Below are 23,433 nucleotides of genomic sequence, written 5' to 3' on the forward strand. Positions count from 1 at the left end.
CGGAGCCGGCGCACGATACCAGTTTGCGTTTATGCGCAAAAGTGATGTTTGAGTATATGCAAATAACCAAATGGCCTAATGAGAACGGTTATCGCGATACCCACATTTGTCATGCGGGCAATCATGAACTTTACTGTGCTCGTGTCTTTGTGCAATCACCTATAAAACCGACAAGAGGCGATGCTATGAGCAATCCGACCAAAGCCCGCAAAAGTGACAGCAGTGTCGATGCGTGGGCCATTCTGTTCTTGATTATCCTGGTGGTTTCCACTGCCGTGTTCTGGGTCAGCCATCAATAAAAGGGCGTTATCGAGCCTTGTTGTCGACAATCGGCAATTAGCCGAGATTGACCGGCCTGATGCCATTATCATGGGCCGTCATTCCGAAGGGCTCAGGCAACGATGTTGAAGGTTCTCTGCAAGTGCTTGCTGGTGCTGAGCATGCCGTTCTGGGCCATCGCCCAGGCGACGTCGGTGGTGTTTCTCAACCCTGGCAATTCGACCGAGACCTTCTGGGTCAGCTACGCGCAATTCATGCAGGCCGCCGCCAGGGACCTCGGCCTGGATTTGCGTGTGCGCTATTCCGAGCGCAATCCCGAGACCACGCTGGTGCAGGCCCGTGAAGCCCTGCTAGGCGCCGAGCGCCCGGACTACCTGGTGCTGGTCAACGAGCAGTACATCGCCCCACAGATCTTGCGCCTGGCCCAGGGCAGCGGGGTCAAGCTGCTGATCGTCAACAACGCGCTGACCGCGGACCAGACTCAACTGCTGGACGCCGGCAAATACCCTGACTGGATCGGCAGCATGGTCGCCGACGACGAACAGGCGGGCTACTTGATGCTCACCCAGTTGTTGCGCCTGCATGGGCCTGTCGCCCCCGGCCAGACCCTCGACCTGATCGCGTTCTCCGGGGCCAAGACCACTCCCGCCGCGCAACTGCGCGAGCGAGGCTTGCAGCGCGCCCTGGCGGATCATCCGCAGGTGCGCCTGCGCCAGTTGGTGTATGGCGAGTGGAGTCGCCAGCGCGCTTTCGACCAGGCCACGCAGTTATTCAAACGCTACCCGCAGACCGCGCTGGTGTGGGCGGCCAACGATGAAATGGCGCTGGGGGCAATGGATGCACTCAAAGGCAGCGGGCGCACGCCGGGCAGGGACGTGTTGTTCAGCGCGGTCAACAGTTCGCCCGAAGTGTTGCAGGCGCGCCTTGACGGGCGCCTGAGTGTGCTGGTGGCCGGGCATTTCACCCTTGGCGGCTGGGCGATGGTGGTGCTGCATGACGATGCCCGTGGCCTGGGCATGGCGCAGTACGGTGGGCGTGAGCGCAAGCTTGGGCTCTTTCGATTGATTGATCCGCCACACGCCACGCGCCTTTTAGAGATGCAGGGGCGCGAGGACTACGGCGTCGACTTTCGAGCACTGTCAGCCCAGGGCAAGCCAGCCACCTATCGCTACCCGTTCAGCCTGCAACTGCTGATGCATTGACCGGCTTCAAACACCGGCCAGGTGCAGCACCAGCTTGACGATGCCAAACAGGGTCAGGGCAAACACGGCGGTAAACACAATACCCAGGATGACAAAGTGGCTGGGCTTGCCATGGGTAAAGTCGCGGGCGCGATTCTTCCCGCTCTGCACCCCGAAGGCGGCTGCCATCACGCTGTGAAGCATCTGCCAGAAAGTCGGTGGCTTGTTGTTGGAATCGTCCATAAAGGCCTCGCGGTAGGGATCAAACCCATGGATGAGGATAGCCAAGTTCCCGCAAAACACCGGCTGTAGCTATCTACCGCCCTGGCGGTTGGCCCGTTCGCTGTACTGGGACTCCTTAACAGAGTCATCAGGAACGAGCGCATGCCAACCTTACCCGCCCCGACAGAGCAGGGGCTACACACCGCATTGATCAAGAACAGCTTGCCCGGCTGGATTGCCCGCAGCGCGGCTGCGGACATCCGACGCTTGAAGCCGGGCCTGCTGCCCGGGCGCGTCCCCGAGGATGCACCACCTGCCTGGCTCAGTAACGCGCCCCAGGGGTTGCGCCAGGCATTCGCCGACAGCCAGTTGGCCAGTCGCCGCGCCCACGAGCGGCTGGCCAAGACTCTCGACGGCCTCAAGGGCATCACCGAGTTCGCCCAGCCGCTGCTGGAAGACGCCTGGCGCAAACGGTTCGGTGAGGTACCGGACGTCCACAAGCACCAGTTGCATTACCTGCGTTACCGTCAGGTGCCGCAACAGCATTCGCTGTTGCAGGCAGCATTGCTCAACTTTGAAGGCAATGAAGACTTTGCCGATATCGCCCTTGAGCAAACCAGCGCGCTGGCCCCCGAAGGGGCGTTGTTCACCGAGTACTACGGCGAAATTCTGAACGACCATTCACGCCGGGCCCGCTATCGCTACCGCGAAAAGCTCGCCGTCACCCCGGACCAGTTTGCCGCGCTCTGCCGCACGCTGGACCTGGGCCGGCAATACCAGGCGCATTTGCAGCAGGTGTTCGAGGAGGCGGGCACCAAGGCTGTGGTGCGCGAGCAGATGATCGACGCGCACAAGAAACTGCTGGCCGTCAGGCTGCACACGGCGCGGATGAAGAACGAAGTCAGCGACAGTGCCTATGCCATGCTCAACGCCTTACTGGCCGGTACCGAACGGCCGCAGTTGGATGGCAAGCCCGTCGCCTGCAGCCAATTGGCGATTCTCGGCTGCAAGGTGGGTGAAGTCGTACTGATCGGGCCGGGCGTCGGCGCTATGGCAGATGCCCGGCAGCCGTTGGGCTGGGGCACTGTGCTGGTGCCCGGCGCCTCGCTAGGGGAGTTGCTGGTGCCGGCCGCGGCCGACCAGCGGCTGGTGGCGTGGATCCCCGGTGCGCCGTTGTACCCGCTCAAGGAATACCCGTCGATAAAGGCGTTCGAGGCGGAACTGGCGATCAACCTGCGCTCCCCGGAGTATCAGCGGCTGTTTGCCAGCCTGGTGCCGCAAGACGAAGCCCCGGCTTTCCTGCAACGACTGAAGACCAAGCTCTTTACCTTCGAGTGGAACTCCAGAGGCTACATGGAGCAGGTCTACGACCCGAACGTCAACCTGGCGCGCCGCGAAACCCTGATCAGTGGCGAGCTGTTCGGAGCGCTCTATGACAACCACCTGCAACGCCTGAAAGATAACGCCAGAACGCTCGCCGTACCCACCGCCGAGGCGGATCGCAAGGCTGCCCAGGAACGCCACGAACATTGGCTGAGTATTGGCTTGAATGTGCTGAACGTGGCGGCCTTTGTCGTGCCCGGCCTGGGGGAGGTGATGCTGGCGGTCACGGCTGTGCAACTGGGCCTGGAGGTCTACCATGGCATCGAGGCGTGGAAGGAAGGCGACATGGATGCCGCCTGGGGGCATCTGGAGTCGGTGGCGCTGAACGTGGCCTTCATGGCCGCCCTCGGCGGTTCGACGGCCCTGGCCGGTCGCGCGCCGAAAATCCAGGTGTCCCGCTGGGTGGATGGCCTGGTACCGGTCAAACTGCCCAGTGGTGAGGCTCGGCTGTGGAAACCGGACCTGGCGCCGTACCGCAGCGAGGTGGTGCTGGCCCCGGCTGTCAAGCCCAATGCCCGGGGCCAGTACGAGACAGGCGGCAAGATTTATGTGCGTATCGGCGAAAACCTGCATGAAAAGGTCTTCGACAGCCGAATCCGCAAGTGGCGGATCAAACACCCGGAAAATCCCGAGGCTTACCAACCGATCCTTGAACACAACAACGCCGGTGCCTGGCGGCATGTGCATGAGCAGCCCTTCAAATGGGACCGCCTGACCCTGTTGCGACGACTGGGGCCCGCCACTGAAGAATTCTCTGATACGACACTGGGCATTATTGGGGATATCAGTGGGGTCCAGGATGACGTGTTGCGCAAGGCGTATATCGAAGGCAGGCCGCTGCCCGCCGTGCTGGCCGATACCCTGGAGCAGTTCCGCAGCCAGCCAGTGGCGGATACGGCTCCGCTGGCTGGCGAAGAGGCGGTGCTGCAACGGCGCTTCCCTGGATTGTCGAGGCGAGCCATCCAGGAAATTCTTGATACCGCCAGCGAACAGGAGCGCTTGCAACTGCGCAGTCAGCGTGGAGCCTCGGCGCGCCTGGACAATGCCGCTCGCCGCGCAGTCCAACAAGGCCGCCTGAGCCGTGCCCTGGCGGGGCTGCATCGTCAGGCCGACGCCGGTGCCGACACTGACCGCCTGGCCCTGCATTGCCTGCAACACTTGCCGGGCTGGCCCACCAATCTGCGCCTGGAAGTGCGCTTTCAGGCTGTCGAAGGACCGTTACTGAACAGCATTGGCCCGCAAGATGCGCCGCTGCGCAGATACCTGGTCAAGCAGGGCGAAGCCTTCCAGGCCTACGACGAGCGCGGTGTCGCGCTGAACAGCCGGACCACCGGGCGGCGTAATTTCTTCCAGTCCGTCGTGCATGCGATCCCCGCTGCGGCCCGACCTGGCCTGGACATGCCCGTGGCGACCCTGGACCGGGAACTGCAACAGGCGGTGGCCAGTTATGCCACCCGCCGCCGTAGCCAAATGTCCAATGTGCTCGGCCTGCGCGCACCGCGTTCGCGACCCGTGTTGACAGGGGCGGGGGGCGTCCTGGGTTACCCGTTGAGCGGTCGGGGCAAAGGCTTTGACGTGGATGCATCGCTGACGGCGAGGGTGCAGGCGCTCTATCCGAGCCTCAACGCCGGGCAGGCCAGCGATTTTGTCCTGAGCCGATTGCAGGCCGGTGAAAGCGCCCAACAGATCTTCACCCTGCTGGGAAACCGCCAGCGTGAGTTTGACCTGTTGCAGGCAGAGCTTGATCAGTGGACCGCCGCTGCAGCCGGGCAGGCGGGCGGGGCCAGCCAGCAACAACGGGTAGCGGCCGACATCATAGGATGCTGGCGCCAGGGCATTTACCGCGAGCGGCCGCCCCAGAGCATTCTGTCGTTGGGCAGCGTGACGGACCTTCCGCGCCTGAGTGCAGACTTTTCCCATGTGCAGGCGCTGAGCGCACATGCCGAGCTTTTGTTGGGTGATCAGGGCGTGCGCCTGGCCGATCAGTTTTCCCGGGTGCGACACCTTGAGGTGCTTCTTGACGCAACGCCGGGCACCGGACTGGTCGACGGGCTGAACCGCTTCGTCGATCTCAACCAACTGACGTTGAATGGTCGGGACGTGGCCTATTCGGTCCCCTTCATTCAACGCCTGGGGGCAATGGAGCGCTTGCGCAACCTGTCCGTCGCGGGGCTTTCGCAAAACCTGGACGTCAGCCCCCTCACGCACCTGCGCTCGTTGCGCATGGAGGGCTCGGTGCAGGAGTGGCCACAGGGGGTGACGTCACTTGAGCACCTTGAGAGGCTCGACCTGTGGCGAACAAACATCCGTTCGGTACCCCCGTCGATGCTCATCGGGCATGAACGATTGTGGCGCGGCCTGAACCTGCGGTGGGCCGCGTTTGACCGCCGGGAATTCATGGCGGTGTATGAACATGTGCGGGGCAATCCGGCTCACCTGCTCAATGAGCAAGCCCTGGTGCAGGGTTACTGTGAAGGCGTGATGGACCGCTTGAAAAATGTGCACTGGGGGTTTGGCATAGACGTTGTCTCTCAGTTCCGGCAGCAGGGTCTGACCACTGAACAGATACTGGCTCGCACTCACCAGGTACTCGACGAACAGCTCGCCCTGAGCCGGGACCTGCAGGAGTGGGCGGCCAGGGAGTTGCGGGTTGACCGCCGGCAGGTGGATGTCTTTTACCGCCAGCGCGCCGCCGAGCGGCTCCTGGACAGTTGGCGTGAAGGCCTGGGGCCGCGGCTTGCGCCGTCGGGCATGTCGGCGCGCTCCAACCTGCCGACCGCCACACTGAACCTGTCGGGGGGCGTGCTGGGCGACTTGCCCGGGTTGCCGGCGGCCGCGTTCGCCCATGTCAAACAGGTCAACCTGAGCGGCACCCGGGTTTCGATTGAGGCGCTGAATGACTTTCTCGGCGCATTCAACGCCATTGAAGACTTGAACCTCAGTGCCAGCAACCTGGCACAGCTGCCGTCGGCCCTGGACAACTTCACCGCCCTGCGCCAGTTGGATCTTTCCCACAACCAACTGAGCATCATCCCGTCCATCCAGCAACGCTTGAGCCGCCTGACGGCTCTTGAAACCCTGGACTTGCAATACAACCGTGTCGCGAGCCTGGATCTGCGTGGCCTCAACGCCTTGCGCCACTTGAACCTCAGCCGCACTGGAATCACCGAATGGCCTGAGGGTGTCCTGGACTTGCCAGTCCTGGAGAGCCTGGACCTGAGCCACAGCGCTATCACCCGGGTGCCCGCCCAGGCGCTCACCGGCCACGACACGCTGATGCTCAAGAGCAACCTGCGGGGTTGCCGACTGACTGCCCGGGCCTGCGCCGACATCCTGGCCTTTGCGCAACGCACCCTGCGGGAAAATCCATTGGGCCTTGATGTGGAATTACTGCCGTTGGTGGGGCCGGAAATCTACCTGCATAAGCCGCTGGGCATTCCCCAGGAACAGCTGCGCATCGGCCGGACCGGCGGCGATCCGGAGTATTTCCCGGTCAGGGTCACCGACGACCCCGGCCAGTTGCTGTTGCCCCTGCACGTCGAGAACGTCGACGCGCAAGCACGCCTCACTCCGGCGGCGCGCCTGCAACAACTGGATCCTGCCTTGAGCAGTGCCCAGGCGGTGGCGCGCATTGATGAATGGCTGGCCGCCGGCCTGGGCGCCACCGGCGTCGACACACGCCTGGTGCAGTTGCGCGCCGAGCATCAACGCTTGAGCCGGGTGTTGAACAGTTGGATCGACATCGAAGGTTATCGCGAGGGGGGCGGCTGGGTCAGTGCCCTCGACCGTCGTCGTGCCGCCGGCCGGCTCCTTGAAAGCTGGCGCCACAACCTGCGTGCCCGGCCCGAGGTGCCGCCGGTGGACGGGCGCGAGGTACTGGACCTGTCCGGGTTGTATCTGGGCGACCTGCCGACGTTGCCGGCTTCAATGAGCCACGTCAGCGTGCTCGACCTCACCGAGGTGAAGCTGACGGAGCAGGGGGCCAATGGGTTCCTGGGCAGTTTCCCCCACCTGCGCCGGCTTGTGCTCAACAAGAATGGCCTGGCGCACCTGCCCGAGGTGATCAACCAATACACGGCGCTGACTCATCTCGAAGCCACCTACAATGATTTGCGCGACGCTGTGGAGCTACAGGCACTGCTCGGCCCATTAAGTGCGCTGGAATGGCTCGACCTTGGCGAAAACACCCTGGCCAGCCTGGATGTCAGCGGCCTGCGCGGGCTGACAAACCTGGACCTGCACAACAACGTCCTGGAGGAATGGCCGGCCGGGGCATTGGAACTGCCGCGACTGCGCACCCTCGACCTCAGCAATAACCAGATCGAGACCATCCCGGACGATGCCCTGTTGCCTCGCCACAACCTCCTGATGAGCAACACCAACCTGACGGACAACGGGCTGGAAGAACGCGTGTTCGAGCGCCTGAGCGACTTCCTCGAGGAAACGGGGTTCGGCCTGGGCTATACCCGGGAGCAAATTGATCGCGAGCTCGATGGCTTCCTCCTCAGTACCAGTCACGAGGAAGCGGATCTGAGCGGTGAGCTGCATCCGGAGCTGCTGACGCCCGCAGCACAGAAGGCCCAGTGGTTTGCTGGCGTGGCGGCCGACTCCAGCAAACACGCAGTCTGGGAGTCGCTCAAGAGCGCTGACGACAGTGAGGATTTCTTCTACATCATTTCCCAGCTGAAAAACGCCCAGGACTTCATCACCGACCGCCCTGAGTTGACGCGCCGGGTATGGGAGGTGCTGGAGGCCGCCGAGCAACGTCCGGCGTTGCGCGAGCAACTGTTCGGCAAGGCTCGCGGCATGCGGATCAACGCGACCTGCGGTGACGGTTGGATCCTGCTGTTCAGCGACCTTGAAGTCAGTGTCTATGAGTTCAAGGCCCTGGAAACCGTGGAACCCGGAAAAGAAGGCGCGGCGCTGTTCAAGCTGGCCAGAAGCATGATCCGCCTGGAACAGACTGAAGCCACCGCCAGCCGCGTGGTCAGCCTAAAGCCCAGTGTTGACCCGGCGGAAATTCGCCTGGCCTACCGCATCGGCCTGGCCCAACGCCTGGAGTTGCCGCGCCAGCCGTCCGGCATGCTGTACCGCAACCTTTCCCAAGTGAAACAGGCCGATATCGACCAGGCCTACGCCAGCATCATCGGCCGGGAGGCGACCGAGGCGTTCACGGCCGATCTGGTCACGCGCCAGTACTGGGTCGACTACGTGCAGAAGCAATACGCGGCTGACTTTACGACGCTGGCCCAGACCCAGGCCCGCGAGGCTGAAGCCCTGGAGGATCGCTATCCGGCGTTTGGCGCGCAGTACGAGGCAGAAGCCGTGGTATTGGCCAAGCAAAGGACTGAGCAACGCCAGGCCCTGCTGATTCGCCTGTCCGAGCGGGAGAGAGCAGCACTGAGGCTATAACAGCCTGTGCCCCGGCGGCAGGTCCGGAAACGGGCCTGCCGCGCCTCAGTGGTCGTAACCCAGGTTCGGCGCCAAGGTGCACAAAAACAATTATCTACCTGCGAAGGCGCTCGCCTGTTCGCTGTACTGGGCCTCCCTAAAGCGTTCTCAGGAAGCCGCACATGTCTACTCCACCTAACGCCCTCGCGGACGAAAGCTTGCACACCGCCCTGATCACGGAACGCCTGCCCGCGTGGGTCGCCCACATGGCCCCCGTCGATGTGCGCCGGCTCAAACATGGACTGTTGCCCGGCAGGGAGCGGCCTGCCACCAAGGTTCCGCTCTCGCCCGCATTGAACAAGGCACTCGATGACAGTCGCAAGGCCAGCCGTCAGTCCCGCGAAGCCTTGGCCAAGGGCCTTGGCGCGCTGCAAGGCATTGTCGAATTCGCCCAGCCCAAGCTGGAAGCGGCGTTGCGCGAGGCGATGGGCGAGGCCCCGGACGTCAACAAAAACCAGCTGCATTACCTGCGGTATCGCCAGGCCCCGCAGCAGCATTCGTTGTTGCAGGCGGCGTTGCTGAACTTCGAGGGCGATGAAGACTTCACCGATATCGCCCTCGAACAGACCAGCGCCCTGGCGCCGGAAGGTGCGCTGCTGACCGAGTACTACGGCGAGGCGCGGGCGGATGGCTCGCGTGCGGCGCGTTATCGCTACAGCGAAACCCTGTCGATGACTCCACAAACCTTTTCCACCCTGTGCCGCACCCTGGACCTGGGGCAGCAATACCAGGCCCACCTGGCGCAGGTGTTCGATGCCGCTGCCACTCGGGCCGTGGTGCGGGAGCAGATGATTCGCGCGCAAAAAGACCTGCTGACGGTACGCCTGTATACCGCATGGGCGCAGGGCGACATCGGTCCGGCGGTGTTTCTCATGTTGCGTGAAGTGCTGGCAGGTACTTCGCGGCCGCTGCTGGATGGCGAGGTCGTACGTTTCGGTCAACTGTCGATTCTGGGCTGCGAGCTGGGGGAGGTGCTGCTGATCGGGCCGGGTGTCGCACCGACCCGGTCCGTGATCCCGCCCTTGTTTCCTGGGGCAGGTGTGAGCGGGCTGCTTCCCGTGGCGCCTGATACGCGGGTGGTGGCCTGGATTCCGGGCGCGCCGCAGTGCCCGCTCAAGGAATACCCGTCTATGCAGGCGTTCGACAAGGAGCTGGCGGTGAACCTGCGCTCACCTGCCTATCAGCAGTTGTTTGCCAGCCTGGTACCTCAGCAACAGGCGCCGCAGTTCCTTGAGCGCCTCAAGGAAAAACTCTACACATTCACCTGGAACCCGCGAGGCTACAAGGAGCAGGTCTACGACGAGCAAATCAACTTGAACCGGCGAGAACGGTTGATCGAGGGGGAGTTGTTCGGCGCGCTCTACGAGCGGCATGTACAGCGCCTCAAGGACAATGCCAGAACCCTGGCGGTGCCCACTGCGGAGGCTGACCGAAAAGCCGCACAGGCACGCCATGCTCACTGGTTGAGCATGGGTTTGAACACATTGAATGTGGCCGCATTCATGGTGCCCGGCCTGGGGGAGCTGTTGTTGGCGGTCACGGCGATTCAGTTGGGCCTGGAGGTCTATCACGGCATCGAATCCTGGCAGGAGGGCGATATGGATGCGGCATGGGAGCACCTGGAGTCGGTGGCGCTGAATCTCGGGTTCATGGCCACCCTGGGCGGGGCGGCAGCCCTCGCTGGCCGGGCGCCCGCTATCCAGGTGCCGAAATGGGTCGATGGGCTGGTGCCGGTGAAGTTGCCGAACGGCGAAAGGCGCCTGTGGAAACCCGACCTTGCGGCCTACCGCAGTCATACCGTTCTGGATGCATCACTCAAGCCCAATGCCCAGGGTCAGTACGCGCAGGACGGCAAAATGTATGTGCGCCTGGGTGAAAGCCTTTATGAAAAGGCTTTTGATGCGCGGACTCGAAAATGGCGGATCCAGCATCCGAAAAATCCGGCCGCGTACCAGCCGATCCTCGAACACAACCAGGCGGGTGCCTGGCGCCATACCCATGAACGCCCACTGGAATGGGACCGCCTGACCCTGCTGAGGCGCCTGGGTCATGAAACCCAGGGAATCAGCGATGCAACGTTGAGCGCCCTTGGCGACATCAGCGGCATCAGTGATGACCTGTTGCGCAAGGTCCACATAGATGGTTTGCCGATGCCTGCCGTGCTGGCCGATACGTTGCAGTTGTTTCGCGGCGCGCCGCCACAGGCTGCACTGCTGTCTCCCGAGGGCGCAGTGTTGCAGCGCCGCTTTGCTTCTTTGTCCCGAGGCGCGATCAACGAAATCATCAGTACGGCCAGCGATAAGGAACGCCTGCAGATACTGGGCCGAACCGGTGTTGCGCCGCGCCTGGATAACCTGGCGCGGCGTGCGGTACAGCAACGTCGCCTGAGCAGTGCGTTGGCCGGCTTGTACCTGCCGGCGCTCGCCAGCCTGGACAGTGACCGGTTGGCGTTGCATTGCTTGCAGCAACTGCCGGGCTGGTCTCCCACGCTGCGCCTGGAACTGCGCGCCGACAACCCCAGTGGGCGCTTGCTGGCTGAAGTTGGGCCTGAAGACGCGGCAGTGCGCCGTTACCTGGTCAAAAAAGGCGAGACATTCCTGGCGTGCGACCTGCAGGGGGCTCCTCTTAACAGTCCGGTCCCCGGCAGTCGTAATTTCTATCCATCAATCGTCCATGCCTTGCCCGTGACCCTGCGCCAGTCACTGGGTTTGCCGCTGGCCAGCGCGGACGTCGATTTGCAGCAAGCCCTGGCACGGTATGCCACGGCACACCGCCTCGAAATGGCCGCCGTGCTGAAGATACGCGCGCCCATGGCTCGCCCGGCGTTGCGTCTGGCGAGCGGGTTATTAGGTTATGCCCTGAGCGGCCGGGGTGCGGCCCAGGCACCCAATGCCGCCCTGGCGGCCAGGGTTCGCGATGTTTACCCCAACCTCAGCGATGAGGCGGCCCAGCTGTTTGTGCAAAGTCTGTTGCAGGCCGGCCAGCGCCCCCCACAGATCTATGAGTTGATTGGCAACCGCGAGCGCGAACTGACCCGGTTACGCATGACCCTGGATCAGTGGGTGACGCAAAACAGTGCTCAGGCGGGGGCACAACATACGGCCGACACCCTGATCAATTGCTGGCGCGAAGGCGCGTACCGGGGCTTGAAACCCCATGCCTATCTGTCACTGGGCAAGGCCGGTAACTTGCCGGCGCTGGATGCTGATTTTTCCCATGTGCGAGGGTTGGGTGTAAGCGGTGAAACCCTGGCGGGCGCCCAGGGCACCAGGCTTGCGCAGCAGTTCTCCAACGTCGAAGTCCTGAATGTGTTTACCGAGCCCGCCCATGTCGAAGCGATTGCCGCGGGCCTCGGGCTGTTTCCCAAGCTTGAAGAGTTGTCGATCGACGGCTGGGGCTTGATCTATTCGCCGGCCTTTTTGCAACGCCTTAACACGTTGAGCCAATTGCGCCGGTTGGTCCTGACGGGCGCGCTGGACGCGCTGGATGTCAGTGGCTTGAAACAGCTGCTTGCCTTGCGGGTGGCGGGCGCCCTGAAAGAGTGGCCGGTAGGTGTTCTGACGTTGGACAAACTGGAGACGCTCGACCTGTTGGCGACCGGGATAAATACCATGCCGGCGGCAATGCTTGAGGGCCACGAGCGCCTGTGGCGTGGCCTTACCCTCAACTGGGCAGCGTTTGAGCGACGTGCGTTCATGCCGGTGTATCAGCACGTGAAAAACCACCCGGGGCATTTGGTGGATGAAGTGCTGATGGTGGACGCTTATTGTGAAGGCGCGTTGCGACGCCTGAAAGACAGCGACCCGGCGTTTGCGCCCAGTGCCTTGGCGTACCTGCGGCGCCATCGGTTGACCAGTGACGCCAAGTTGACCCGTGTGCACGCCTTGCTGGATGAACATGCAACCTTGCAGCAGGCGCTGGAAGAGTGGCAGGGCAGGGAAGTGGAGGTCGACCGGCGACCGGTGGACCCGCTCAATCGTCAACGTGCGGCAGACAAGCTCATGGCTTACTGGCGCGATGGCCTCGACCGACGTTTTGCCTCCCCCCGTGAGGTGGCCGGGCCTTCTTCGCCAGCCGCCTCCGAGGGGGTCATGCTGGACCTGTCGGGTACGGTACTGGGGGATTTGCCGCTGATGCCGGCCGCAGCTTTTGCCCACGTGCAGCGCTTGAACCTCGCAGGCACTCGGGTTTCAGTGGCGGCATTGAACGATTTCCTCCCCCAGTTCACCCAAATCCACGGCCTGGACCTGAGCCGCAGCAACCTGATGGACCTGCCGGCGTCCCTGACGCAGTTGAGGTCTCTCAAACAGCTGGACCTGGCGCACAACCAGTTGACGATCACTGAGGCGATACAGCAGCGCCTCAGCGCCCTGATCACGCTTCGAGGGTTGAACCTGGATTACAACCGTGTGGGTACCCTGGATGTCAGCGGGCTCAACCAGCTGCGCAGCCTGAACCTGAGCCACACCGCGACCACCGCCTGGCCGACAGGTTGGCTGGCATTACCCGAACTGCGTCAAGTGGATCTGAGCTACAGCGCTATTACCACGATCCCCCAGGCTGCACTGACCGGCCATGACCTGCTGATGCTCAGCAGCAACGTGCGTGGCTGTCGCCTGACCTTGCCGGCCTGTGCCGACATACAGCGTTTTGCCCTGCGTACCTACCAGGACAATCCGTTGAACGTCGCACCGGCCATGCTGCCGGTTTTTGGCCCGAGCTTTTACCTGGACAAACCCTTGGGCATTCCCCGCGAAGGGCTGGCGGAGGGCAGAACGGGGGGCGATCCGGAATACTTTCCCCTGGAGGTCACGGACAGTCCCGATCTGCTCCTCGCGCTGGAGGTAGAGGTGCCCAACAGTGAAGTTCGGCAGACACCTGCGCAGCGTCTGCAACAAATAGACCCGGCGTTGTCCACGCGCGATGCGGTACGGCGCATTGACGAACTGCTTGCCAGTGGCCTGGGCGCACTGGAGGTCGAGGCATGCCTGGTTCGGTGGCGCACGGGCTACCGGGGTATGGTGCGGGTGTTGAACGACTGGATCGATATTCGCGGTTATCGCCAGGGGGGCGGCTGGGTCAGCGCGGTGGACCGTCGTCGCGCGGCCGACAGGCTTATCGACAGTTGGCGCCATACCTTGCGGGCGCACCCCGAGGTTGCGCCGGGCGATGGGCGCGAGGTCCTTCAATTGAACGACCTGTATCTGGGTGACCTGCCGGCGTTACCCGAGCCGTTGGCCCATGTGAGGGTGTTGAACCTCAACGCAGTCAAGCTTACTGAGCAGGGCTCCAATGCGTTCCTGCGGGCGTTTCCCAAGCTGCGTACCCTGACTCTCAACAATAATGGCCTGATGAGCCTGCCCGACGCCGTCGGCGAATGCTCGATACTCACCGAGCTGCGCCTGAGCCATAACGAACTGCGCTATCGCAGCGAGCTGCAGGGCCAGCTCAATCGGCTGACCGCGCTGGAGCGCCTGGACCTGAGTGAGAACGTCCTCGATTCTTTGGACATCAGCAGCCTGCCTCAATTGCAGTCATTGGAACTGCGTGGCAATAACCTTCTGGCGTGGCCGCAGGGTGTCCTCCAGGCTGCGCAGTTGCGCCACCTGGACCTGCGCAGCAACCGTATCGAAACCATCCCTGAAGACGCGTTGCTGCCCCAGCACAGCGCTCTGATGTGGGGCACGGACCTGTCCGATAACCTGCTGTTTGAGGAAGATCTTGCACGCTTGCGCGTCTACCAGCAGCAGACCGATTGTGGCCTGGGATTTTCCGCCGAGGAACTGGAAGACGCACTGGAGGGGTACCACAGTACCGATAGCAGCTCCGGGTCGGACATCCACCCTGAACTCTTGACCCCGGAACAACAAAAGGCCCAATGGTTCTCGGGTATTGCCGCCGATTCGGCCCGCCACCGGGTATGGAGCGTGCTCAAGCAGGCCGAAAACAGCGAGGATTTTTTCTACATCATTTCCCAGTTGAAGAACGCCCAGGATTTCTTGCACGACCGCGCCGACCTGACTCGCCGGGTGTGGGCGGTGCTTGAGGCGGCGGAGCAATACCCGCACTTGCGCGAACAACTGTTTGGCCAGGCCCAGGCGATGCGGGTAAGGGCTACCTGTGGTGACGGCTGGATCCTCCTGTTCAGTGATCTTGAAGTCAGCGTGTATGAGTTTAAGGCCCTGAGGGCCCTTGCACCCGGGCAGGAAGGCACCACGCTGTTCAACCTGGCCCGGCGCATGATCCGTCTCGATGAAGCGGAGCGCATTGCTGGCGAAGCGATCAACCGCAGCCCTGGCATCGACCCGGCGGAAATTCGCCTGGCCTACCGCATTGGCCTGGCCGAGCGCCTGGATCTGCCTCACCAACCGTCCACCATGCTGTACCGCAACCTGTCCCGGGTGACCCAGGCCAACATCGATCAGGCGTATGCCGCCATTATGGCCAGAGAGAGTACTCCTGTGTTTATGCAAGAGCTGGTCAAGCGCCCGTACTGGGTCAGCTACTTGCAGAAGCTGTATCCCGAAGAGTTTTCGGTGTTGGCCCAGGCGCATCAGGTCAAGGTAGATGCCCTCGAGGAGCTTCACCCGGACCTCAGCGCCCAATACCTGAGCGAAGTCGCAGCCTTGGACACCGAAAACCTTGCCGAGCAACAGGCACTGGCGCTCAGGCTTTCGGGACGGGCGAGGAGGGATCTGGGGATCTGACCCGGGCGCTCAGCCGGCTGGACGCCCGGGCCAGCGCGCCACAACTTAGTTGTCGTAACCCAGGTTCGGCGCCAGCCAGCGTTCGGTCACGCTCAGGTCCTGCTCCTTGCGGGCGGTGTAGCTGGCGACCTGGTCCTTGTCGATCTTGCCCACCGCAAAGTACTGCGCTTGCGGGTGAGCGAAGTACCAGCCGCTGACGGCCGCTGCCGGGAACATCGCGTAGTGCTCGGTCAGGAACACGCCGCTGCGGCCGGCGTGCATCTCCTGGGCTTCAGGGTCCAGCAGTTGGAACAACTGGGCCTTCTCGGTGTGATCCGGGCACGCCGGGTAACCCGGGGCAGGGCGGATACCGCTGTACTGCTCCTTGATCAGCGCTTCGTTATCCAGCACTTCGTCCTTGGCGTAACCCCAGTGTTCCTTACGTACTTGCTGGTGCAGCCACTCGGCGCAGGCTTCGGCCAGGCGGTCGGCCAGGGCCTTGACCATGATCGAGTTGTAGTCGTCGCCGGCGTCCTGGTAGGCCTTCGCCACTTCTTCAGCGCCGATGCCAGCGGTGGTGATGAAGCCACCGATGTAGTCGGTTACGCCGCTGTCCTTGGGTGCGACGAAGTCGGCCAGGGAAAAGTTCGGCTTGCCGTCGGTCTTGATGATCTGCTGGCGCAAATGGTGCAGCCTGGCAATCGGCTGGCCGTCATCGCCGTAGACTTCCAGGTCATCGTCCTGCACCTGGTTGGTCGGCCAGAAACCGAACACCGCGCGGGCGCTGATGAGTTTTTCGTCGATCAGCTTCTTGAGCATGTCCTGTGCGTCGGCGTACAGCGCCGTCGCCGCTTCACCCACCACTTCATCGGTGAGGATGCGCGGGAACTTGCCGGCCAGGTCCCAGGAGATGAAGAACGGTGTCCAGTCGATGTACTCGGCCAGGACGTTGAGGTCGATATTGTCCAGCACCTTGGCGCCGGTAAACGTCGGCTTGACCGGCGTGTAGCTGCTCCAGTCGAACTGCGGCTTCTTGGCGATGGCGGCCGGGTAGCTCAGGCGCTCGGTGCGCGCGCTGCGGTTGGAGGTGCGCTCGCGCACGTCGATGTATTCCAGGCGGGTTTTCTCGACGAATGCCGGCTTCAATTCCTTGGACAGCAATTGCGTCGCCACGCCCACGGCGCGGGAGGCGTCGGTGACGTAGATCACCGCGTCGTTGCTGTATTTGGGCTCGATCTTCACGGCCGTGTGGGCCTTGGAAGTGGTGGCGCCACCGATCATCAGCGGCAGGTGGAAATCCTGGCGCTGCATCTCGCGGGCGACGTGCACCATCTCGTCCAGGGACGGGGTGATCAGCCCGGACAGGCCGATGATGTCGCACTTCTGTTCCTTGGCCACCTGCAGGATTTTCTCGGCCGGGACCATCACGCCCAGGTCGACGATGTCGTAGCCGTTGCAACCCAGCACCACGCCGACGATGTTCTTGCCGATGTCGTGCACGTCGCCCTTCACCGTGGCCATCAGGATCTTGCCCTTGGCTTCCGGCTTGTCGCCTTTTTCCAGCTCGATGAACGGGATCAAGTGGGCCACGGCCTGCTTCATCACCCGGGCGGATTTCACCACCTGGGGCAGGAACATTTTGCCGGCGCCGAACAGGTCGCCGACGATGTTCATGCCGGACATCAACGGGCCTTCGATCACCTCGATCGGGCGCGCGAACGACTGCCGGGATTCCTCGGTGTCTTCGACGATGTGGGTGGTGATGCCCTTGACCAGCGCGTGTTCCAGGCGCTTGTTGACTTCCCAGCCGCGCCATTCTTCGGTCTCGGCTTCCTTGACGCTGCCGTCGCCCTTGTACTTGTCGGCAATGGCGAGGAGGGCGTCGGTGCCTTCCGGGGTGCGGTTGAGCACCACGTCTTCCACCGCGTCACGCAGCTCGGCCGGGATCTGGTCGTAGATCTCCAACTGGCCGGCGTTGACGATACCCATGGTCAAGCCGTTGCGGATCGCATACAGCAGGAACACCGAGTGGATGGCCTCACGCACCGGGTTGTTGCCACGGAACGAGAACGACACGTTGGACACGCCACCCGAGGTCAGCGCATACGGCAGCTCGTCGCGGATGTAGGCACAGGCGTTGATGAAATCGACGGCGTAGTTGTTGTGTTCCTCGATACCGGTGGCGACCGCGAAGATGTTCGGGTCGAAGATAATGTCTTCCGGCGGGAAGCCGACTTCATTCACCAGGATGTCGTAGGAGCGTTTGCAGATTTCTTTCTTGCGCGCTTCGGTGTCGGCCTGGCCGGCTTCGTCGAACGCCATCACCACCACCGCCGCGCCGTAGCGCTTGCACAGCTTGGCGTGGTGAATGAACTGCTCCACGCCTTCCTTCATGCTGATGGAGTTGACGATGCCCTTGCCCTGTATGCACTTCAGGCCGGCCTCGATCACTTCCCACTTGGAGGAGTCGATCATGATCGGTACGCGAGAAATGTCCGGCTCGCCGGCAATCAGGTTGAGGAAGGTCACCATGGCCTTCTTCGAATCCAGCATGCCTTCGTCCATGTTGATGTCGATCACCTGGGCGCCGGCTTCCACCTGCTGCAGGGCGACTTCCAGGGCCTCGGTGTAGTTGTCTTCACGGATCAGGCGGGCGAAGCGGGCGGAACCGGTGATGTTGGTGCGCTCGCCGACGTTGACGAACAACGAGTTGCGATCAATGGTGAACGGTTCCAGGCCCGACAGGCGGCAGGCCTTCGGAATGTCCGGGATCGGGCGCGGTGCGTAACCGGCCACGGCCTTGGCGATGGCTTCAATATGGCCCGGGGTGGTACCGCAGCAACCACCGACGATGTTCAGGAAGCCGCTCTGGGCGAATTCCTCGATGACCTTGGCGGTTTCCGACGGCAGTTCGTCGTACTCGCCGAATTCGTTGGGCAGGCCGGCGTTCGGGTGGGCGGAAACGTGGGTGTTGGCCTTGTTCGACAGCTCTTCCAGGTACGGACGCAGCTCGCTCGCGCCCAGTGCGCAGTTCAGGCCCACAGACAGCGGCTTGGCGTGGCTGACCGAGTTCCAGAAGGCTTCGGTGGTCTGGCCCGACAGGGTGCGGCCGGAGGCGTCGGTGATGGTGCCGGAGATCATGATCGGCAGTTCGACGTTCAATTCTTCGAACACGCCCTGTACGGCGAAGATCGCGGCCTTGGCGTTGAGGGTGTCGAAAATGGTTTCGATCAGGATCAGGTCGGCGCCGCCTTCGATCAGGCCTTTGGTGGCTTCGGTGTAGTTTTCCACCAGCTCATCGAAGGTCACGTTGCGGTAGCCGGGGTTGTTTACGTCGGGCGACAGCGAGCAGGTACGGCTGGTCGGACCGAGCACCCCGGCGACGAAGCGCGGCTTGGCCGGGTTTTCCAGGGTCTTGGCGTCGGCGATCTTGCGCGCCAGGCGCGCGCCTTCTACGTTTAGTTCGTAGGCGAGGTCTTCCATGCCGTAGTCGGCCATGGAAATGCGCGTGGCGTTGAAGGTGTTGGTTTCCAGGATGTCGGCGCCGGCATCCAGGTAGGCTTTTTCGATGCCGCCGATCACGTCCGGACGGGTGATCACCAGCAGGTCGTTATTGCCCTTGACGTCGCTCGGCCAGTCGGCGAAGCGTTTGCCACGGTAGTCCTGCTCTTCCAGTTTATAGCTCTGGATCATCGTGCCCATGCCGCCGTCGAGGATCAGGATGCGTTCCTTGAGGGCTTGGTGGAGGGCTTGCAGACGAGCGCTACGATCGGGCATGGGACTACTCTGGTCAGGTATTACGGAGGGCGAAGATCATAACAAACCTGTGCGCTTTTAGAGCATGTGCTGGGTTTGCATGAATATCACTCATGTTGGCGGGGGCGTTACATCGGTAGAATCGACGGGTTTTTCACTGCACGCATTGAATCGGGACCGGAAACATGTCACTTCGCCTCATCGTCAGCGCCGCGTTTGCGCTGTTCGCCCTTACCGCACAGGCAGAAGGTCCCGCCCCGGCGATCTCTTATACCCGTGACATCCAGCCGATCTTCACCGAGAAATGCGTGGCCTGCCACGCCTGCTACGACTCGGCCTGCCAGCTCAACCTGGGCAGTGCCGAAGGCGCCGCACGTGGCGCGACCAAGGTGCCGGTGTACGACGGCGAGCGCAGCCAGGCCAGCCAGCCCACCCGTTTGTTCTATGACGCCTTCGGCAAAGCCGCCTGGCAGCAAAAGGATTTCTACTCGGTACTCGACGCCCAGGGCAGCCAGGCCGCACTGATGGCGCGCATGCTGGAGCTGGGGCATAACGCGCCGCTTGCGCCCAACGCCAAGCTGCCCGACGACATCGTGCTGGGCCTGAGCCGCGAAAACACCTGCCCGATGCCGGGGGAGTTCAACGCCTACGCAGGTAACCACCCGAAGGAAGGCATGCCCCTGGCCGTCACCGGCCTGACCGACCAGCAGTACCAGACCCTGCAACGCTGGCTGGCCTCCGGCGCACCGATCGACGAACAAGGCCTGGCCCCGAGTGCCAAGGAAGCCTTGCAAGTGCAGCAATGGGAAAACCTGTTCAACCAGCCCGGGGCCCGGGAAAGCCTGGTGGCGCGCTGGTTGTTCGAGCACCTGTTCCTTGCCCACATCTACTTTGAAGGCGGCGAACCGGGGCATTTCTTCCAGTGGGTACGCTCGCGCACCCCGAGCGGGCAGCCGATCGACCTGATCAACACCCGCCGCCCCAACGACGACCCGGGCACCCAGGTGTACTACCGCCTGTGGCCGGTGCAGGGGGTGATCGTGCACAAGACTCACATCACCTATCCGTTCAGCGCCGAGAAGATGGCCCGGATCAAGTCGCTGTTCTATACCGATGACTGGCAGGTGCAAGCCTTGCCGGGCTACGGGCCGGGCCGGCGTGCGAACCCGTTCGAGACCTTCGAGGCGATTCCGGCCAAGGCGCGCTACCAGTTCATGCTGGATAACGCCGAATACTTCGTGCGCACCTTTATTCGCGGGCCGGTATGCCGGGGCCAGATCGCCACGGACGTGATCCGCGACAACTTCTGGACTCTGTTCCAGGACCCCGACCACGACCTGTATATCACCGATGCCCGCTACCGCGGCCAGGCCACGCCGTTGCTGGCGATGCCGGGGCAGATTGACGATGTGGGCAGCGTGCTGAGCCTCTGGCTCAAATACCGCGACAAGCGCAACGAGTACGAAGCGTTGCGCCGGGACAGCTATGCCGACCTGCCGCCGCCGAGCTGGTCGAGCCTGTGGGCGGGCAACGACAACGCCTTGTTGAGCATCTTCCGTCACTTCGACAGCGCCTCGGTGACCAAGGGCTTGATTGGCGAAGTGCCGCAAACCCTGTGGCTGTTCGACTATCCGCTGCTGGAGCGCACCTACTACCAGTTGGCGGTGAATTTCGATGTGTTCGGCAACGTTTCCCATCAGGCCCAGACGCGCCTGTATTTCGACCTGATCCGCAACGGTGCCGAGCAGAACTTCCTGCGCCTGATGCCGGCGGACTCGCGGGATGACTTCCTTGACGATTGGTACCAGAACAGCGGCAAGGTCAAGCTGTGGCTGGACTATGAAGCCATCGACGATGACAAGCCCACGGGCCTCAAACTCGATGAAAAGGACCCCAAGCGCGACTTCGCCAACCAGTTGCTGGCCCGCTACGGCGACCTGAACGCCAGCCCGGACCCGATCAACCGTTGCGTCAGCGCCTATTGCTCGCGTCCGGGCATTGACCCTGCGTTGCAGGACGCCGAACAGGCCCTGAGCCGCCTGACCAACCGCCCGGCGGCGGGGCTCAAGGTGATCGACCTGTTGCCGGAAGCGACCATGCTGCGCATCGAAACCCGCAGCGGCAAACGTGAGATGTACAGCCTGTTGCGCAACCGCGCCCACAGCAACGTGGCCTTTATGCTCGGTGAGGCTTATCGCTATCAGCCGGGCCTGGACACCGTGACCATTTATCCCGGCGTGCTGAGCAGCTACCCGAACTTCATGTTCAACATTCCGGCGCAGCAAGTGCCGGAGTTTGTCGCTGCCATGGAGAATGCCAAGGACGCCAATCGCTTCGAGAAGATTGTCGACCGCTGGGGCATCCGCCGCAGTCACCCGCAGTTCTGGCAGTACTTCCACGACCTGTCGCAGTACATCCGCGAAACCACGCCGGTGGAAGAGGGCGTGCTGGACATGAACCGCTACGAGAATCTTTGATCGACCTTTGACCGTCGACGGCTGTCCCAAGCCATAGGCACCTGAATAACCGGTGTCGAGGGTTGGGAGAGTGGGTCGACGATGTTGATTTCAGTACAGGCACTGCGCGCCCTGGCGGCCTGGACCGTGGTGGGTCATCACTTCATGCAGATTTTCTTTGGCTTTAAGGCCGATTCGGCGCTGGGCCACCTGTTTGTCGACAAAGGTGCGGCGGGCGTGGATGTGTTTTTTGTGATCAGCGGCCTGGTGATCTTCCTCTCCACCGAGAACAAACAGCTGCCGCCCTGGCGATTCCTGCTGTATCGCCTGCTGCGAATCGTCCCGGCCTACTGGTTCTACACGCTGTTGATGGCGCTGCTGGTGGTATTTGCGCGGCCGGTGTTGCCGGACCAGAGCGTAGATGCGGCCCATGTGTTGATGTCCTTGTTGTTCATACCTTCCGAAAATCCCGGTGGTTATGGGGTGTACCCGACCTTGAATGTCGGCTGGACCCTGAACTACGAGATGCTCTTCTACGTGCTGTTTGCCTGGGCGTTGCTGTTTCGCCGGCAGTGGCGGGTGCTGGTGGTGGGCGCGTTATTGTTTGCGGTGTGCCAGGCGTGGACTTCTTTCGGCTGGATCAGCGATTTCTATCGTTCGGACATTGTGTATGAGTTCCTGCTGGGGATAGGCATCGGCATGCTTTACCGCAAGGGCTGGATTCGCCCCGGGCTGTGGCTTCCATTGCTGGGGATTGCGGGGGCATTGCTGGCGATCTTTCACTGGCCGGCATCGCCGCGGGCCCTGACCTGGGGCTTGCCGAGTGCGGTGCTGGTGGTGGCCTGTATCTCGATGGAACGCTATTTCGAGCGCAGCCGACTGCTCAAGGTGATGGGGGATTGTTCCTACTCGGTCTATCTGATGCACGTGCTGGTGTTGTCCGCCGGCGGTTTTGTCGCCCAGCGTTATGGGGTGAATGCCTACGTGATGCTCGGCGTGTGTGTGGTGCTGATCGCCATTGGGTCGCTGGCCAGCTACCACTGGCTGGAAAAGGGCAGTTATCGTCGGCTCAAAGGCTGGTTCGATGGCGACGAACGGTTGGTTCTTTCCCGACAAAAATACTAGGACTTTGTACCTCGGTAATAATTTGGCGTAAACTGCCGGCAAGCCTGCGAGGAGTTTCCATGACCGCCATAACCATTACCGACGCCGCCCACGATTACCTGGCTGATCTGCTGTCGAAGCAGAACACCCCGGGCATTGGCATCCGCGTCTTTATCACCCAGCCCGGCACCCAGTACGCTGAGACGTGCATTGCCTACTGCAAGCCGGGAGAAGAAAAACCTGAAGATACGGCGTTGGGGCTGAAAAGCTTCACCGCGTATATCGATGCGTTCAGTGAAGCGTTCCTTGACGATGCGGTGGTTGATTACGCCACGGATCGCATGGGCGGCCAACTGACCATCAAGGCGCCGAACGCCAAGGTGCCGAATGTTAATGCGGATAGCCCGATTAACGAGCGCATCAACTATTACCTGCAGACCGAGATCAACCCTGGGTTGGCCAGCCACGGTGGTCAGGTTAGCCTGATTGATGTGGTTGATGATGGTATTGCTGTGTTGAAGTTTGGTGGCGGTTGCCAGGGCTGCGGCCAGGCGGACGTGACCTTGCGTGAGGGTATTGAGCGTACGCTGCTTGAGCGGGTTCCGGAGCTCAAGGGCGTGCGGGATGTGACTGACCATACGCAGAAAGAAAACGCCTACTACTAAAGGGTGTTCGCTGCGGATGTGAAAAACGGCGCCCCGTGAGCGCCGTTTTTTTATGGTTTGGATTCAGTGGGTTGCGTTAGGGTTGTGAGGTTTTAGGTTAGGTATGTTGTGTACATATCCGTTATTTAGGTAACGGCGGCTTATGGTTCCGCTCTTACAGCGGGTCACTTTTGGCAAACGCCCCAAAAGTAACCAAAAGGTCTTTGCCCCACCACTCGGTGCCTCGCTCAGGCTCGGCATGCCCGCACTC

At 62.2% G+C, this 23,433-nt stretch carries 8 protein-coding genes; 6 read left to right on the plus strand and 2 right to left on the minus strand.

Annotation, left to right across the window (positions count from 1 at the left end; genetic code table 11):
- Positions 1 to 401: 401 nt before the first annotated feature.
- The gene (locus tag HX801_RS01250) at positions 402 to 1,481 is read left to right on the plus strand and encodes an ABC transporter substrate-binding protein (RefSeq protein ID WP_177021430.1); all 1,080 of its coding nucleotides are present in this window, start codon (positions 402 to 404) and stop codon (positions 1,479 to 1,481) included.
- A 6-nt stretch (positions 1,482 to 1,487) separates the two neighbouring features.
- On the opposite strand, the gene HX801_RS01255 is transcribed toward HX801_RS01250, so the two are convergent.
- On the minus strand, positions 1,488 to 1,703 hold the full coding sequence (locus HX801_RS01255) for a DUF2970 domain-containing protein (protein WP_008432997.1): 216 nt from the start codon (positions 1,701 to 1,703) through the stop codon (positions 1,488 to 1,490).
- 141 nt (positions 1,704 to 1,844) lie between these two features.
- Here HX801_RS01255 and HX801_RS01260 point away from each other — a divergent pair, with 141 nt between their 5' ends.
- Both HX801_RS01260 and HX801_RS01265 read left to right on the plus strand, forming a co-directional pair.
- Complete coding sequence (locus HX801_RS01260) at positions 1,845 to 8,477, plus strand: NEL-type E3 ubiquitin ligase domain-containing protein (protein ID WP_256344186.1); 6,633 nt, start codon at positions 1,845 to 1,847, stop codon at positions 8,475 to 8,477.
- 161 nt (positions 8,478 to 8,638) lie between these two features.
- Positions 8,639 to 15,223 (plus strand): NEL-type E3 ubiquitin ligase domain-containing protein, encoded by a 6,585-nt coding sequence (locus HX801_RS01265; protein WP_177021431.1) that lies wholly within the window; start codon positions 8,639 to 8,641, stop codon positions 15,221 to 15,223.
- 45 nt (positions 15,224 to 15,268) lie between these two features.
- Here HX801_RS01265 and metH read toward each other — a convergent pair whose 3' ends face one another.
- Entirely contained in the window at positions 15,269 to 18,979 is a 3,711-nt protein-coding gene (gene metH / locus HX801_RS01270) for a methionine synthase (protein ID WP_177021432.1), read from the minus strand.
- Positions 18,980 to 19,143: 164 nt separating this feature from the next.
- Between metH and HX801_RS01275 the strand changes: the two genes are divergently transcribed.
- The 3 genes from HX801_RS01275 (at position 19,144) to nfuA (ending at position 23,183) form a co-directional block, all read left to right on the plus strand.
- On the plus strand, positions 19,144 to 21,435 hold the full coding sequence (locus HX801_RS01275; RefSeq protein WP_003210812.1) for a fatty acid cis/trans isomerase: 2,292 nt from the start codon (positions 19,144 to 19,146) through the stop codon (positions 21,433 to 21,435).
- Between the two features lie 81 nt (positions 21,436 to 21,516).
- Positions 21,517 to 22,539, plus strand: a complete 1,023-nt coding sequence (locus HX801_RS01280; RefSeq protein ID WP_177021433.1) for an acyltransferase — start codon at positions 21,517 to 21,519, stop codon at positions 22,537 to 22,539.
- 59 nt (positions 22,540 to 22,598) lie between these two features.
- Complete coding sequence (gene nfuA / locus HX801_RS01285) at positions 22,599 to 23,183, plus strand: Fe-S biogenesis protein NfuA (RefSeq protein WP_003210817.1); 585 nt, start codon at positions 22,599 to 22,601, stop codon at positions 23,181 to 23,183.
- Positions 23,184 to 23,433 lie beyond the last annotated feature (250 nt).

Origin of the sequence: Pseudomonas sp. G1002, from assembly GCF_013385455.1 — a bacterium.
In the GTDB taxonomy this organism is placed as follows: Bacteria; Pseudomonadota; Gammaproteobacteria; order Pseudomonadales; family Pseudomonadaceae; genus Aquipseudomonas.